14 protein-coding genes and 1 pseudogene are annotated in these 14,814 nt (G+C 69.2%); 11 read left to right on the plus strand and 4 right to left on the minus strand.

The annotated features are described in order from the left end of the window. Positions 1–7: 7 nt before the first annotated feature. A complete protein-coding gene (locus BLV39_RS38270; RefSeq protein ID WP_090803520.1) occupies positions 8–397 on the plus strand; it encodes a hypothetical protein in 390 nt (129 codons plus the stop codon). 75 nt (positions 398–472) lie between these two features. Then, on the plus strand, positions 473–2,482 hold the full coding sequence (locus tag BLV39_RS38275) for a S9 family peptidase (protein WP_090803522.1): 2,010 nt from the start codon (positions 473–475) through the stop codon (positions 2,480–2,482). Between the two features lie 6 nt (positions 2,483–2,488). Here BLV39_RS38275 and BLV39_RS38280 read toward each other — a convergent pair whose 3' ends face one another. Further along, the gene (locus BLV39_RS38280) at positions 2,489–3,799 is read right to left on the minus strand and encodes an NAD(P)/FAD-dependent oxidoreductase (RefSeq protein WP_090804092.1); all 1,311 of its coding nucleotides are present in this window, start codon (positions 3,797–3,799) and stop codon (positions 2,489–2,491) included. A gap of 107 nt (positions 3,800–3,906) precedes the next feature. After that, positions 3,907–4,380, minus strand: a complete 474-nt coding sequence (locus BLV39_RS38285) for a cyclophilin-like fold protein (RefSeq protein ID WP_090803524.1) — start codon at positions 4,378–4,380, stop codon at positions 3,907–3,909. Between the two features lie 101 nt (positions 4,381–4,481). Between BLV39_RS38285 and BLV39_RS38290 the strand changes: the two genes are divergently transcribed. From BLV39_RS38290 to BLV39_RS38300, 3 genes are read left to right on the plus strand one after another with little or no spacing between them, the layout of a single operon-like run. After that, positions 4,482–5,333, plus strand: coding sequence for a helix-turn-helix transcriptional regulator (locus BLV39_RS38290; RefSeq protein WP_090803526.1), 852 nt, complete (start codon positions 4,482–4,484; stop codon positions 5,331–5,333). Positions 5,334–5,359: 26 nt separating this feature from the next. Beyond that, positions 5,360–6,310, plus strand: a complete 951-nt coding sequence (locus BLV39_RS38295; protein ID WP_090803528.1) for a quinone oxidoreductase family protein — start codon at positions 5,360–5,362, stop codon at positions 6,308–6,310. A gap of 48 nt (positions 6,311–6,358) precedes the next feature. Then, positions 6,359–6,715 carry a PRC-barrel domain-containing protein gene (locus BLV39_RS38300; protein ID WP_090803530.1) on the plus strand — a complete coding sequence of 119 codons (357 nt, stop codon included), beginning with the start codon at positions 6,359–6,361 and terminating at the stop codon, positions 6,713–6,715. A 63-nt stretch (positions 6,716–6,778) separates the two neighbouring features. On the opposite strand, the gene BLV39_RS38305 is transcribed toward BLV39_RS38300, so the two are convergent. Beyond that, entirely contained in the window at positions 6,779–8,581 is a 1,803-nt protein-coding gene (locus BLV39_RS38305) for a sigma-54-dependent Fis family transcriptional regulator (RefSeq protein ID WP_090803532.1), read from the minus strand. A 152-nt stretch (positions 8,582–8,733) separates the two neighbouring features. Between BLV39_RS38305 and BLV39_RS38310 the strand changes: the two genes are divergently transcribed. Continuing rightward, the gene (locus BLV39_RS38310) at positions 8,734–8,970 is read left to right on the plus strand and encodes a hypothetical protein (protein WP_090803534.1); all 237 of its coding nucleotides are present in this window, start codon (positions 8,734–8,736) and stop codon (positions 8,968–8,970) included. A gap of 143 nt (positions 8,971–9,113) precedes the next feature. On the opposite strand, the gene BLV39_RS38315 is transcribed toward BLV39_RS38310, so the two are convergent. Next, entirely contained in the window at positions 9,114–10,256 is a 1,143-nt protein-coding gene (locus tag BLV39_RS38315) for an RNA-guided endonuclease InsQ/TnpB family protein (RefSeq protein WP_204082970.1), read from the minus strand. Between the two features lie 159 nt (positions 10,257–10,415). On the opposite strand from BLV39_RS38315, the pseudogene BLV39_RS45210 reads away from it, so the two are divergent. From BLV39_RS45210 to mimD, 5 genes and pseudogenes are all read left to right on the plus strand, one after another. After that, a pseudogene (locus BLV39_RS45210) lies at positions 10,416–10,500 on the plus strand (transposase); the annotation flags it as partial. Between the two features lie 63 nt (positions 10,501–10,563). Further along, complete coding sequence (locus BLV39_RS38320; RefSeq protein ID WP_090804097.1) at positions 10,564–12,216, plus strand: ferritin family protein; 1,653 nt, start codon at positions 10,564–10,566, stop codon at positions 12,214–12,216. A gap of 9 nt (positions 12,217–12,225) precedes the next feature. Beyond that, positions 12,226–13,269 carry an FAD-binding oxidoreductase gene (locus BLV39_RS38325; RefSeq protein WP_090803536.1) on the plus strand — a complete coding sequence of 348 codons (1,044 nt, stop codon included), beginning with the start codon at positions 12,226–12,228 and terminating at the stop codon, positions 13,267–13,269. Continuing rightward, the gene (locus tag BLV39_RS38330) at positions 13,269–14,438 is read left to right on the plus strand and encodes a ferritin family protein (RefSeq protein WP_090803538.1); all 1,170 of its coding nucleotides are present in this window, start codon (positions 13,269–13,271) and stop codon (positions 14,436–14,438) included. The genes BLV39_RS38325 and BLV39_RS38330 overlap by 1 nt, the downstream gene beginning before the upstream one ends. Then, positions 14,435–14,809, plus strand: coding sequence for a propane 2-monooxygenase effector subunit MimD (mimD, locus tag BLV39_RS38335; RefSeq protein WP_090803540.1), 375 nt, complete (start codon positions 14,435–14,437; stop codon positions 14,807–14,809). The genes BLV39_RS38330 and mimD overlap by 4 nt, the downstream gene beginning before the upstream one ends. The last annotated feature ends 5 nt before the right edge of the window (positions 14,810–14,814 follow it).

A 14,814-nucleotide genomic window follows, 5' to 3' on the forward strand; every position in this document is an offset into this window, starting at 1 on the left:
GATCGCGGTGGGCGCGGCACTCGCCGTCGCGGTGCCGGCCGGTGCCGCGGTGCAGGTGCAGTCCGAGTCACCGCCGCGCGGCGTCGCCAAGATTGTCAAGACGGCGAAGCTCAAGGCCAACGGTGCCGCGGGCGTCGTGACCTTCCAGGTCAACTGCGTTCCCCGCAAGACCTTCGACTCCTCGGTCATCGTCAGCCAGCGCGTCGGCGGCAAGGTGACCCGAGGGGAGACGTACGTCTTCAACACCCGCTGCGAGGCCGACGGCACCAACAAGCTGAAGGCGGCGGTCGTTCCCGGCCCGAAGCCGTTCAAGCCTGGCGTCGCGTTCGCGACCGTGCGGGTCGACTTCTACCCGGGCGGCGACACCGCGTCGCGCGAGATCACCTTCGTGAACTGAGATTGACCGTGTGCCCCCGGACGTCCGGGGGCACACGGCCGTACAGGCAGCCCAGGGCAGTGGTAAAAAGGCCGGATGAACACGGCTGACCCGTTCTTCGACCTCGAAGCTTTCGTGCGCCTGCCGAGGCTCGGTGGGCTGCGGCTGTCACCGGACGGGCGCCGGCTGGTCGTCGGCGTGGCTGCCCCGGACCGGAAGAACACCCGCTACAACACGGCGTTGTGGGAGCTCGATCCGGACGGGACGCGGCCGGCCCGGCGGCTGACCCGCAGCGGCAAGGGTGAGTCGGCCGCGGGGTTCACGCCGTCGGGCGACGTGCTGTTCACCTCGGCCCGCCCGGCGCCGGACGGCGACGACGAAGACGAGCCGCGGGCGGCGCTGTGGCTGCTACCAGCCGGTGGCGGCGACGCACGGGTGCTCGCGAACCCGGCCGGCGGCGTGAGCAACGTGGTCGTCAGCGCGAGCGGCACGGTGGTGGCGGGCTCGTCGATGCTGCCGTCGGTCGCCGATCCCGATGCCGACCAGGACCTGCGTAAGCGGCGCAAGGAGGCCGGGGTCTCGGCGATGCTGCACGAGGAGTTCCCGGTGCGGTTGTGGGACCACGACCTCGGCCCGGCCCGGTTGCGGCTGCTCACCGGGGAGCTCGGCGAGGCACTGGACCTTCGGGACCTGACCGGGCACGCCGGGCGAGCCCTCGACGAGGACGGCGCCTGGGACGTCGCGCCGAACGGGCGCACCGTGGTCGCCACGTGGGCGGTGGCCGAACGGTCCGGGTCGCAGCGGGTCACGCTGGTGGCCGTCGACGTCGCGACCGGGGAGCGCCGCGTGCTCGCCGACGACGCAGGGCACGAATACCACGCGCCTCGGGTGTCGCCGGACGGCTCGACCGTGGCGTTCGTCGTCCGCCACCGGTCCGGGCTGGAGGATCCCGGCGACATGTGGCTGGCCCTCGTGCCGCTGGCCGGTGGGCCGGTCCGGGCGCTGACCGCCGGTTGGGACCGCTGGCCGAACACGCCCCGGTGGACAGCGGACGGCGCCGCGCTGATCGTGGCGGCCGACGACCTCGGGCGTTCTCCACTGTGGAAGGTCGACGTCGCGACCGGCGAGGTCGCGCGGTTGACCCATGACGACGGTGCCTACACCGACATCCAGGTCGCGCCGGACGGGCGTTGGGTCTACGCGCTGCGCAGCACGATCGACAGCCCGCCGGCCCCGTTCCGGGTCGCGGTGGACGGCTCGGCCGAGCCGCAGCGGCTGCCCGGGCCGGACGGTGCCGACGTCCGCACACCCGGTCGGCTCGAGGAAGTCACCGCCACCGCCGCGGACGGCACCCCGTTGCGTGCCTGGCTGGCCCTGCCGGAGGCCGCGCAGCCCGTACCCCTGCTGCTCTGGATCCATGGTGGTCCGCTCTCCTCCTGGAACAGTTGGACCTGGCGCTGGAACCCGTGGGTCGCGGTGGCGCGCGGCTACGCGGTGCTGATGCCGGACCCGGCGCTGTCCACCGGCTACGGCCTCGACTTCATGAAGCGCGGTTGGGGAGCGTGGGGCGACGCGCCCTACACCGACCTGATGGCCATCACCGACGCCGCCGTCGCGCACGCGGGCGTCGACGCCGAGCGCACGGCCGCGATGGGTGGCTCGTTCGGCGGCTACATGTCCAACTGGATCGCCGGACACACGGACCGCTTCGACGCGATCGTCACGCACGCGTCGCTGTGGGCGCTCGACCAGATGATGACCACCACGGACCTGCCGTTCATCTGGGCGCGCGAGCTCACCGCGCAGCGCCTGGAGGCCAACTCACCGCACCGGTTCGTCGACGCCGTCACGACGCCGATGCTGGTGATCCACGGCGACAAGGACTATCGGGTGCCGATCGGCGAGGCCTTGCGCATGTGGTGGGACCTGCTGTCGCGGTCGAAGGACGAGGACGGGTCGAGCATCCACAAGTTCCTGTACTTCCCGGACGAGAACCACTGGATCCTCAAACCCGGCAACGCCATGATCTGGTACGAGACGGTGCTGGCGTTCCTCGCGCACCACCTGCGGGGCGAGCGGTGGCAGCGGCCGGAGCTGCTGGGCTGAGGCGCGCTAGCGGTTCTCGCCGCCGGTGACGAACGCGCGGCGGGGGTCCTGCACCGAGGCCAGGGAGACGATGTCGCGGCCGAACACCACGGCGGCCAGCCAGATCGCCAGCACCCGGACCTTGCGCTCCCAGGTCGGCACCGCCAGCACGTGGTAGCCGCGGTGCATCAGCCAGGCCGGCAGGCCCTTGATGACGATCCGCTTGTACTGGAAGATACCGCGGCCGAGCCCGAGCGTGGCGACGGTGCCGAGGCTGTGGTGCTTGTACTGCTTGGGCTCCCGGCCACGGATGCTGGCGACGATGTTGCTGGCCAGCAACTTGCCCTGGCGCACGGCGTGCTGCGCGTTCGGCACCGTCCAGGTGCCGGGCACGGCCAGGTCCGGGACCGCCGCGTCGTCGCCCGCGCCCCAGGCGTCGGCAACGGGGTCGGCCTCGGTGCCCACCCGCAGGTCGGCCCGCACGACGAGCATCCCGCGCTCGTTGACGGGCAGGTCGGTGTGGTTGCGCACCATCGAGGTCGCGGCGTTCCCGACGGTCCAGACGATCAGGTCGGAGTCGAACTCAGTGCCGTCGGAGAGCACGACGTGGCCGTCGACCGCGGACACGACCGTGGCGTTGAGGTGCACGTGCGCGCCGCGCTTCTCCAGCGAGCGCACCACCCAACGGCCGGGCTCGTCGGTGACCTCCGGCAGGATCCGGTCGCGGGCCTCGACGAGGTGGAAGGCGATCTCGGACTTCTTGATCTCGGGGTACGGCTTGCACAGCGCGGTGGCCAGGGACAGCAACTCGCCGAAGCCCTCGACGCCGGAGAACCCGCCGCCGACGAACGTCGCGGTGAGCAGCTTTTGCCGCTCCGGCCCGGGCTCGAGCGTGGCCGCCCGGTCGAAGCCGGTCAGCAGCCGGTCCCGGATGGCCACGGCCTCCTCGACGTGCTTCATGCCGATCGCCTCGTCGGCGACGCCGGGAACGCCGAGCTGGCGGGTCACCGCACCGGCGGTGACGGCGATGATGTCGTACGCGAGCGCGAACTCGTCACCCTCGGAGGGGCGGATGGTGGCCGTCTTGCGCGCGTGGTCGACCGAGACCACCGCACCCGAGATGATCCGGGTGCGGTGCAGGTGCCGGCGCTGCGACACCGCCGCGTGCCGGGCCTCGACGGATCCCGCGAGCACTTCGGGAAGAAACGGCTGATACGTCATGTACGGGCGAGGATCGACCAACACGACCCGGGCCTCGTCCTTTTTAAGCTTCTTCTCCAACTTCCAGGCGGTGTAGAAGCCCGCATAGCCACCGCCGACCACCAGAATCGTCCGCACCTGGTCCACCTCTCCTGGCGCTAAAGCTCTTCACCAGCTAAGACCGGATAGACGGCCGATCTGTGACGCGCGGTCGTGGTCAACATATGCGAAGAACGCGAACGGGATCAATCACGTCCCGGGGCGCGAAGCTCGATGCGGACCGTGACCGTTCGGCCCGCGTCGGCGAGGTCGGCCAGGCCGGTGTCGACGATGCCGAGGCGGACCAGACCCGGGTCGGGAACCCGCTGGTCCAGGTCGTCGTAGTAGATGGCGATCACGTCGGTGCGGGGCCAGAAGTAGAGCTCACCGGGCACGGGATCATGGGTCGGCCGGCCGCTCTCGACGGCGATCGTGCGCGGCAGCCGCCCGGACTTCGCCTGCCCCCACACGTCCCGCAGGTCCACGGTAGCGGGGAGCATCGCCGCGAACTGCCGCGCCTCGGGCGTGTCGGTCAACGTGGCGGTGGCGAGCCCGCCGGCGAACGACAGCGTGACCGGCACCGCTCCGGGGAAGCTCGAGGGGACCGGGACGGGCTCGCTGCGGGTCGTGCAGCCGGCCAGGACGAGGGCGATGGCAGCGGCGAAGACGGCGCGGTTCATGCATCCAGGACACCCGCGCCGCAGGGGCCGAGGAAGTCACCGGCGATGGGTGCACCGGTGGTACATCCCACGTCCGCGCGGGCCGTCGTACCGTCGTCGTCATGGACAACCGAGTCGAGGTCCGCGAGTTTCTGACCTCGCGCCGGGCCAAGGTCAGTCCCGGGCGGGCCGGCCTGCCGACCGCAGGTCAGCGACGGGTCCCGGGCCTGCGGCGCAGCGAGGTCGCCGCGCTGGCCGGCATGAGCGTGGAGTACTACGCGAAGCTCGAACGCGGCTCGCTCGCGGGCGTCTCGCCCGGTGTCCTCGACGCGATCGCCCGTGCCCTGCACCTCGACGACGCCGAACGCGACCACCTGCTCCGGCTGGCCCACCAGGCCAACGCCGTCCCGCGCCCGCGGCGCCGCCCCAGGCCGTCCGTGGTGCGACCCAGCCTGCAACGGATGCTGGACGCGATCACCACCGCGCCGGCGATCGTGGGCAACAACCGGATGGAACTGGTCGCCGCCAACCTGCTGGGGCGGGCCATGTACAGCGACCACTACACCGACCCGGGCCGCCCGCCGAACTTCGCCCTGTTCATCTTCCTCGACGCCCGTGCGCACCGCTTCTATCCCGACTGGGGCTTGGCCGCGGACATCTGCGTGGCCAACCTGCGCACGTCGGCGGGCAAGGATCCGCACGACAAGGGCATCCATGACCTGGTCGGCGAGCTGTCCACCCGCAGCGACGAGTTCCGGCGCCGGTGGGGAGCGCACAACGTACGTACCCACGGCACGGGGGTCAAGCGCTTCCACCACGACGCGGTCGGGGATCTCGACCTCGCCTACGACAGCATGGACCTGCGTGCGGAGCCCGACCTGGCCCTGACCGTCTACACGGCCGAACCCGGTTCGCCGACCGAGGACGCCCTGCGCCTGCTCGCCGCCTGGGCGGGGTTGCCGGCCTCGCGATAAACCAACCTGGGATACCGTGCGGAGCCATGCGGGCGGTGCAGTGTGTGCGTTTCGGTGGTCCTGAGGTGCTGCGGCTGGTCGAGGTTCCGGAGCCGGTGGCCGGGCCGGGGCAGTTGCTGGTCTCGGTGAGCGCGGCGGGAGTCAACTTCGCTGATACGGGTCGCATCGCCGGTTCGTACGGCCCTGCGCTCGACCTGCCCTTCGTGCCCGGGACCGAAGTGGTCGGCCGGACCGACGACGGCCGCCGGGTGGTCGCGCTGAGCTTCGGCGGCGGCGGCTTCGCCGAGCGGGCCGTGGTCAACTCGTCGGACGCGGTGCCGGTGCCCGACGGCGTCGAGGACGGTGCGGCGCTGGCGTTGCTGGTCCAGGGCCTGACCGCCTGGCACGTGCTGCGCAACAGCGCCCGGATGACCCCCGGCGAGACGGTGGTCGTCAACGCCGCGGCCGGCGGTGTCGGCTCGCTCGCCATCCAACTCGCCAAGCAGTCTGGCGCCGACCGGGTCATCGCGACGGCGTCCACAGAAGCCAAACGCGACCTGGCCCTGACGCTCGGAGCGGACGTGGCCGTGAGCGGGGAGGCCGACGGATACACCGAGCGGATCCTCGCCGCCAACGACGGCCGGCCGGTGGACATCGTCCTCGACTCGATCGGTGGCCGGGTGCTGAGCGCCGGCCTGGAGACCCTCGCCCCCTTCGGACGCCTGATCTCCTTCGGGAACGCCTCCCGCGAGGGCATCCCGCTGGTCGACCCGGACGCCTTGGCCGAGCGCAACGCCGCAGTGGCCGGCTTCTGGCTGCGCCCGCTGCTCGCCGTTCCCGGCACGTACGCGGAGCCGCTGGCCGAGATGTTCGCGCTGGTCTCATCCGGGGTCCTCAAGCCGTTGGTCGACGCCGCCTATCCCCCCGGCGAGGCCGGTCGCGCCTTCACCGACCTGCTGGCCCGCCGGACGACTGGCAAGATCACCCTCCGGCCGTAGCGCCGGTTTCGCCCTAAATGACGGGCTCTGGGCCATAGGATTGGCGGCATGTTCGAAGCGGCGGATATTCGAGAGTGGCGCGGCAGTGCGGTGCTTGACCCGGAGGGCAACAAGATCGGGACCTTCGACGCGGTCTACGTCGACACCGCCTCCGACGACCCCACCTTCGCCACCGTCACCATCGGGATGCCCACCCGCCACCGCGCGGTGCTCGTCCCACTGGCCGGCGCGGTTGTCGGGCCGGGCTACGTCAAGGTCAAGCACTTCCGTGACCAGGTGAAGAACGCGCCGGCGCTCGCCGACGGAGCCGAGCTCGCTGCCGACGACGAGCCGGACATCTTCACTCACTACGACCTGGAGTACCAGCCAGGCGCCACGGGCGAGCGCCGCCTCGCCCGCGGCTGACGGGCGTTAGCAAGGGACCCTTGTTATGCGGAAAGCGTTAACAAGGGGCCCTTCCTTCGCCGTTCAGCTCGTCGGCGTGACGATGCCGTACTCGTGGATCTTGCGGTAGATGGTGGCTCGGGACATCCCGAGTGAGCCCGCGGCTTTGATCTTGTTGCCGTCCCAGTCGATCAGGCTGCGGACGATCGCGTCCCGTTCCATCGCCTCCAGCGGGCTCAGCAGCCGGCGGCTCACCGTGCGGCATTCCGGCGGCAGGTCCGCCGGCAGGATCGCCCCGCTGCGCCGATGCTGCACGATGCGCCGCAGCACCTGGAAGAGCTGCTCGGTGTTGCCCGGCCACGACGACCGCACCAGCAGTTGCATCGCCTCCGGTGAGCAGACCAGCTTGCCGCCGGTGACCAGGCGCGACAGGAAGAACGGGACCAGGGCCTGCACGTCCTCGACATGATGGCGCAGCGGCGGCAGCTCGACCGTGCTCGGGAAGAACCGCAGCAGACCGGCCATCTCCCCGCCGTCGTGGCGCTGGCTCAACGTCACCGCGACCCACGGCGGCGGTGTGGCCGCGCGGGCCTCCTCCAGCAGCCGCGACAGCGACCGCAACCGTCCACTGCTGAGCCGGTCGACATGCTTGATCACCACAGCGCCGGCGCCGTCCAACAGCTCGCGCCGCGCGTCGGCCAGCCAGCCGCGCCGGCCCGCGCCGGACCCTTCGAGCACCGCGAAATGCACCCCCGGGCGCCGGTGCTGATGAACCGCGCGGACCACCGCGAGCTTCCCGACACCCGGCTCGCCCTCGACCGCCAGCCACTCGCCGGCGTCGTACCCGGACTGCACCTGATGACAGCCCCGCAGCCACAACGCACCCGACCCGACCAGGCCCGGAAGGAACATCCGGGGAGGCGTGACCGTTTCCGACCGCGGCCGCACCCCCGGCGACGACAGCTTCACGTGGACGACCCCGCCGGCCAGACGGCCTTCGCCGCGCACCGGTCGACAGTAGATTCGCGCCTTCACACCGCTGGGCAGGTCGACCACGACGGACGCGGTCGGCGTGCGGCTGGCCAGCGTCTCGGCCGCCTGGGCGAGCAGGATCGACTGCTCGGCCGGGTCGAGCACCTGACGGGCGTTGTCGTTCATCATCACGACGTCGTTGTTGAGGGCGAACACGATCCCAGCGGTACGCCGGCAGGTGCGCAGATACTCCTGGAGCAGCTCGAGCTCGCGGATGCCGCTGTCGGTCAGCAGCGCCTGCTGGATCTGCCCGGCCGTGGTCTTGGCCAGGATGAGCAGGAGCGGGTCGGCGTCCTTGCGCCAGCACGTGAGGTCGACCGCGCCGACGGTCTTGCCGGAGATCGGGTGATGGATCGGCACGCCGGCGCACGCGAGGTCCTCGAGGTTCTCCGCGTAGTGCTCATGGCCGAACACGTGCATCGCCCGGCCGCCCTCCAGCGCCGTCCCGATGCCGTTGGTGCCCACGTACTCCTCGGCGTAGCTGAACCCCGGCGACAGGTTGACCCGGTCCAGGTGCGAGTCGAGCGCCCGACCGGCGTCCATCCTGGTCAACACGAGCCCGGTCGGGTCGGTGAGGATGATGCTGATCGGCTGGCCGTCGAGGTGCTCGCGCAGATGCCGCAGCACGGGCAGCGCGCTGCGGGTCAGCGGCGTGTCGAGATCAGGGTCCCGCTGATAGGGCAGATCGATCCGGTCAGCGGCCACGTTCCAGCGCCTGGACCGCCACCACGAGGCCAGAATCGCGTCGCGCACCTGGTTGGGGTCCACGGCCTCAGCGGTCAGGAACTGTTCTCGGGTCTTCGCCAACTGTGGGGTGTCGCTGATCTTGTCTGGAAACGTCGAACCCGGCGCCATTGACGGCCCCCTGTTCGCCTCGACACGCGCCCCAGCGGGGGGATGGCCGGAGCACGCTCTGGTTACGTCCTGGTTACACCGTACGCGCACCGTCCATCTGGTCCGTCTCATGTTGAGACCGCAGAGCCGGGCGACAGGTGTGGACTGAGCCGATGGAGTCGACGCACGAGTCGTTCAATCCGTGGAGCGTCGTCAACGTGGTCTTCCACCACCTCGCGGCGCAGGGCCTGCACCCCATCCTGGGCGGCGCCGATCCGGGCGCGCCGGCCGCGGAACTGTTGCGTGCCATGGGCATCGAGCCCGCGCCCGAAGGGGACCGGCAGGTGGGCGAGAACGTCAAACGCCACCTCGCGGAGATCAGGGCGGCGATGTTCGAGGACGGCTCCTGACTCAATGTGAGACCGCAGCCGGCGCAGGCATGCGGTCTGATCCGTCGCATGACGCATAGCCACGCGACCCATAACGGTGAGGAGTGATCCTTAACGACTCCCACGGATGAATCCGCGGGATTTCCAGCTCAGACCGCACCCGATCAACCGCCCCGGAAGGAGGCAATCGAATGTCTGATGTCGTCGGCACTGGCACGGTTGCGTTCAGCCGTGGCGAGGATCGTCCTCGCGGCGTTGAGGTCGCGGTCGGCGGTGTGGCCGCAGGCCGCGCACTCGAAGATGCGGATACCCAGTCCGAGGCGTTCCTTGGTTCTCGTACCGCATTCGGAGCAGGTCATCGTGGTATAGGCGGGCGGCACCAGCACCACCTTCCGGCCCGCCCGCGTACCGCGGTAGATCAGTTCTCGTTTGCAGGCACCGATGGCGGCGTCTGCTGCTTTGCGGGCCATGCGGGTCTTGGCGAGGAATTTCGGTTTGAAGTCTTCGACCGCGATGAGTTCATGGCTGGCTACGACCTTCGCGGCCCATTGGCGGGCGTCGTGGGTGTTCTGCCGGGCAGCCTTCTTCTCCACCCGGGCCGATTGCCGCTTCGCGGTCAGGTAACCCTTGGACGGCGCTGCACCCTTGCATCGGCGGCGCCGTGCCATTCGGCGTTGGAGCTTGGCGCGTTCACCGGCGCACCGCTTGCGGTGGCCGAGGTGCGGCAGGTCGAAGTGGGCGTTGGTGGTGGCCGCCGTGGTCTTGACGCCCCAGTCGATTCCAATCGCCGACTCGGACGGCTCGCCCGGCAGGACAGCATCGCGCCTGACCACGAACGAGGCGTACCAGTGACCGAGGTTGTCGCGGTAAACCCGCACACTGGTTGGGTCGGACGGCAGGGCTCGGGACCAGACCACCGGGACAGCGATCTTGCCAGGCAGACACAGCCGGCCGTCCTTGACCCGCATGCCGCGGGCGGTGTACTCCAAGCTGGGCAGGGCGGTCTTGGCCTTCTTCGGCCTCGGCCTGCCGCAGCCGTTGACCTTGAACGAGGCGTCCAGGGCGGCCGCGTAGGTGCGCAGCGTCTGCTGCTGGGCTACCTGCGAACCCTTTCGGAGCCACGCATGCTTGCCGCGCGCTTCGGTGAGCAGCTTCGACAACTTGCACAGCGTCGGCCCACGCCGAGTCTTCTGCTGATGCACAGCCTCGTTCCACAAGAACCGGCACCTGCCCCATTCGGAGAGCAGCGCGGTCTCCGCCAGGCGGCCAGGGCGCAGACGGTAGGTGTAACGCACCGTCTCAATCACGCCAGACAGCCTATAAGGGTCGGGGCTCGAGAGGACGCCCGACCACGTGCACCTGCTGGCCGAATGTGAACCGCAATACGGCATCCACCCTCGTCACGCGGACTAAGGCGGTCGGGTCGAACCTTCTGCGACCGGCTCTGTCAGCTCAACTCCTCAAGGCCCAATGTGGACCAACTCGAAATTCGTCGCCACGGTCGGCGGCGCGACTCTGGAGGTCGTGAAGCGATATGTCGAGAACCAGCGCGTTGTTCACCGCATCCTCTTGCCACCCCGTGCCTGGAGCCAGGGGCTTCTCGGGAGCTATCCGATGAGTCGGCAGAGCGTGGCCAGGGCTCATCAGAAGATCCAGGAGTTGTCCTGGGAACCGATGTACCACGAGCCGGTGTCCCACTACGGAACCGACTACACCTTCCGCAAGGCGCAGAAGAAGGACCCGCTCAAGCAGGTCCTGCGGTCGTACTTCCCGATGCAGGAGGAGAAGGACCACCGGGTGTACGGCGCCTCCGACGGCGCGATCCGCGGCAACATGTTCCGCCAGGTGCAGGAGCGCTGGCTCGAATGGCAGAAGCTGTTCCTGTCGATCATCCCACTGCCGGAGATCTCGGCCGCCCGCGCGATGCCGCTGCTGTTCCGCACGGTGCCCAACCCGGAGCTGCACAACGGCCAGGCGATCCAGATGATCGACGAGGTCCGGCACTCGACGATCCAGCAGAACCTCAAGCGCCTGTACATGAACAACTACATCGACCCGGCCGGGTTCAACAGCAGCCTGCGCAACTTCCAGAACGACTACTGCGGCACCATCGGTCGCCAGTTCGCCGAGGGCTTCATCACCGGCGACGCGATCACCGCCGCCAGCATCTACCTGACGATCGTCGCCGAGACGGCGTTCACCAACACGTTGTTCGTCGCGATGCCGGCCGAGGCCGCCGCGAACGGCGACTACCTGCTGCCGACGGTGTTCCACTCCGTGCAGTCCGACGAGTCGCGGCACATCAGCAACGGGTACGCGACTTTGCTCATGGCCCTGGCCGACGAGGGCAACCACCAGCTCCTCGAACGCGACCTGCGGTATGCCTGGTGGAACAACCACCGCGTGGTCGACGCCGCGATCGGCACCTTCATCGAGTACGGCACGAAGGACCGCCGCAAGGACCGCGAGTCGTACGCCGAGATGTGGCGCCGGTGGATCTACGACGACTACTACCGCTCGTACCTGGTCCCGCTGGAAAAGTATGGTCTGGTCATTCCGCACGACCTCATCGAGGAAGCCTGGAACCAGATCTGGAACAAGGGCTACGTGCACGAGGTCGCCCAGTTCTTCGCGACCGGCTGGCTGGCCAACTACTGGCGCATCGACCCGATGACCGACAAGGACTTCGAGTGGTTCGAGTACAAGTACCCCGGCTGGTACGACCGGTACGGCAAGTGGTGGGAGCAGTACAACCGGCTCTCCACGCCTAACGGGCACCACCCGATCGTCGCCGAGGACGTCGACTACCAGTACCCGCACCGCTGCTGGGTCTGCATGGTCCCGTGCCTCGTCCGCGAGGACATGGTGATGGCCGAGGTCAACGGACAGTGGCGCACCTACTGCCACGAGGCCTGCCGGTGGACCGACGTCGAGGCGTTCCGACCGACCTACCAGGGCCGCCAGACGCCCAACATGGGACAGCTCATCGGCGCCCGCGAGTGGGAGACGCTCTACCACGGCTGGAACTGGGCCGACGTCGTCTCCGACATGGGCTTCGTCCGTGACGACGGCAAGACCCTGGTCGCGCAGCCGCACCTCAACCTCGACCCGTCGAAGATGTGGACGCTCGACCACCTGCGCCGGATGGACCCGCTGCTGAGCCCGAACGTGCTGCTCAACGAGATGACCGACGAGGAGCGCAACGCCTTCCACGCCGCCTACATCGCGGGCGGACCGGCCGGTCGCCCCGCCCGCACCGACAAGTAGTCGCCAACCATGGGCGAGAAGCATCGGGTCCGGTTCGAGCCCGTCGGCATCGAGATCGAGGTCGACGAGGAGCAGACCGTGCTGCGCTCCGCGTCCGAGCAGGGGCTGATGCTCATGCACGGGTGCAAGGAGGGTCAGTGCGCGGCCTGCAAGTCGTTCGTGCTCGACGGCGACGACATCGAGCTCGACCGGTACTCGACCTTCGCCCTGCCCGACTACGAGAAGGAGGAGGGCTTCACGCTCCTGTGCCGGGCGCACGTCTACGAGGACGTCACGATCGAGCTGCTCAACTTCGACGAGGAGATGATCCGCTCCGGGCTGCCGATCCAGAACGCCGTGGCGGAGGTCGTGTCGATCGACCACGTGACACACGACCTCCGGCACCTGGTGCTCCGGCTGATCGAGCCGGCGGACATCACGTTCTTCCCCGGCCAGTACGTGGACATCGCCGTGCCCGGCACCGAGCACACCCGCTCGTTCTCGATGGCGAACACCTCCAGCCGCGAGGGCGGACGGCTGGAGTTCGTCATCAAGGTCTACCCGGACGGGCTCTTCTCGTCGTTCCTCGACGGCCGGCTGGCCGTCGGGGACCGGCTCGACCTGACCGGACCTTTCGGGGTCTTCACGCTCCGCGAGGGGCATGACGAGGACGTCGTCTTCGTCGGCGGCGGTGCCGGGTTGGCACCGATCCTGGCGTTGTTGCGCTCGATGGCCGAGCGCGGGATCGACCGCCGGGCGGTCTTCTACTACGGAGCCCGGCGCCGCCGCGATCTCTGCTTCGTCGCCGAGTTGGAGGCGCTCGAAGAGAAACTGCCCAACTTCCGCTTCGTGCCGGCCCTGTCCGAGCCCGAGGACGGCGACGGCTGGGACGGCGAGGTAGGCCTGATCACCGACGTGGTCAAGCGGCACGAGGCGGATCTGCGCCGCGCGCACGCGTACCTCTGCGGGCCACCACCCATGGTCGAGGCGGCGATGCCGTTGCTCGGCCAGCTCGGCGTGCCCGAGAAGCACATCTACTACGACAAGTTCACGACGACAGGTGGGGAGGACTGATGACGTCCGCGACGGAACGTAGCGTTCCCAAGCCCGTCTTCACCGACGCCGAGGCCGGCGCGAAGGAGTTCCCGGACTCGACCGCGCGCCGATTCAACTACTACACCCCGCAGAAGCGTAAGCAGACCCACTACGAGGACGTGACCGTAGAGGTCCAGCCCGACCCGCGGCACTACCTGGCGCAGGGCTGGCTGTACGGGTTCTCCGACGGTCGCGGCGGCTACCCGCTGGACTGGACCGCGCTCAAGGCCTGGGGTTCCGACCGGCCCGAGCCCACCCGCGGTCCCGGCTCCGGCGGCAAGGGCTACGACTGGCCGGCGCACGGCTGGCACGAGTTCCGCGACCCGAACGAGGAGTGGGAGCTCTCGCTCTACCGCTACAACGCCAACGTCGTGCGCCAGGTCGGCCAGAACGTCGAGGCCGCCCGTCGGTCGAAGGCCTTCGAGCAGTGGAACCCCAACTGGGTGCGGTTCGTCGAGCGGCACGTCGGCGCGTGGATGCACGTCGACCACGGCCTGGGGCTCTATCTGTTCGCCAACGCCAACCGGCGGGCTCCGACCAACATGCACAACAACGCGATCTCTGTGAACAGCATGCACAGGATCCGTGCCGCGCAGGACCTGGCGCTGTACGGGCTCACGCTCAGCGAGGAGATCGCGGACTTCGACGGCTCGGCGCACCTGGACGCCTGGAACTCGGACCCGGCGTGGCAGGGCGTACGCCAGGCGGCCGAGCGCCTGACCGCGGTCGACGACTGGTGCGAGGCGATCTTCGCGGCCAACGTCATCTTCGAGCCGCTCGTCGGTGAGCTGTTCCGCAGCCACCTCGTGCAGCACGCCGCACCGCGCAACGGCGACTTCGTCACGCCGACGATCGTCGGCGCCGAGGAGTACGACTTCTCGGAGCGCGACCTGCGCTACACGAAGGCGATGTTCGAGCTGCTGACCGCCGACCGCGAGTTCGCGGAGCACAACACGCGGATCCTGCACGGCTGGCTCGCCGACTGGGTGCCGGTCTCGATCGCCGCGGCCCGGGCGCTGCAGCCGCTGTGGTCGCAGCCCGACGCCAAGCCGCCGCGCTTCGAGGACGCGCTCGACAGCGCCAAGAGCCGGTTCAGCGGCATCGTCACCGACCTCGGCCTCGAGACACCGAAGGAGCTGGCCCAGTGACGCAGTTCAAGCTTTCGGAGAGCCCGTTCAAGTCGGACAACACGGCGTCGAACATGTGCGGCGTCACGCTGATGAACAACCAGGTCGGCGTCGTGGTGGCCGAGGTCATGAAGACCAAGGAGAACGTACGCGTGACTCCGCTGCCGTCGATGATCCGGGTCGACGCGACCAATCGCATGGACTTCGTCTACGACGAGATCTCCGAGGCGCTCGGTGAGGAGCCGGGCTTCTTCGACGCGGCCGAGTTCGAGGAGAGCATGTCGACGCACTACGGCCGAATGATCCACGAGGACGACCGGACCATCATGTTCGCCAACCCCGAGGACGCCGCCGAGTACATCGGCTTCGACCTCACGGCCGGTGGGAGGTAACCGCC

It is taken from the genome of Asanoa ishikariensis (assembly GCF_900107455.1).
GTDB classification, from domain to species: domain Bacteria; phylum Actinomycetota; class Actinomycetes; order Mycobacteriales; family Micromonosporaceae; genus Asanoa; species Asanoa ishikariensis.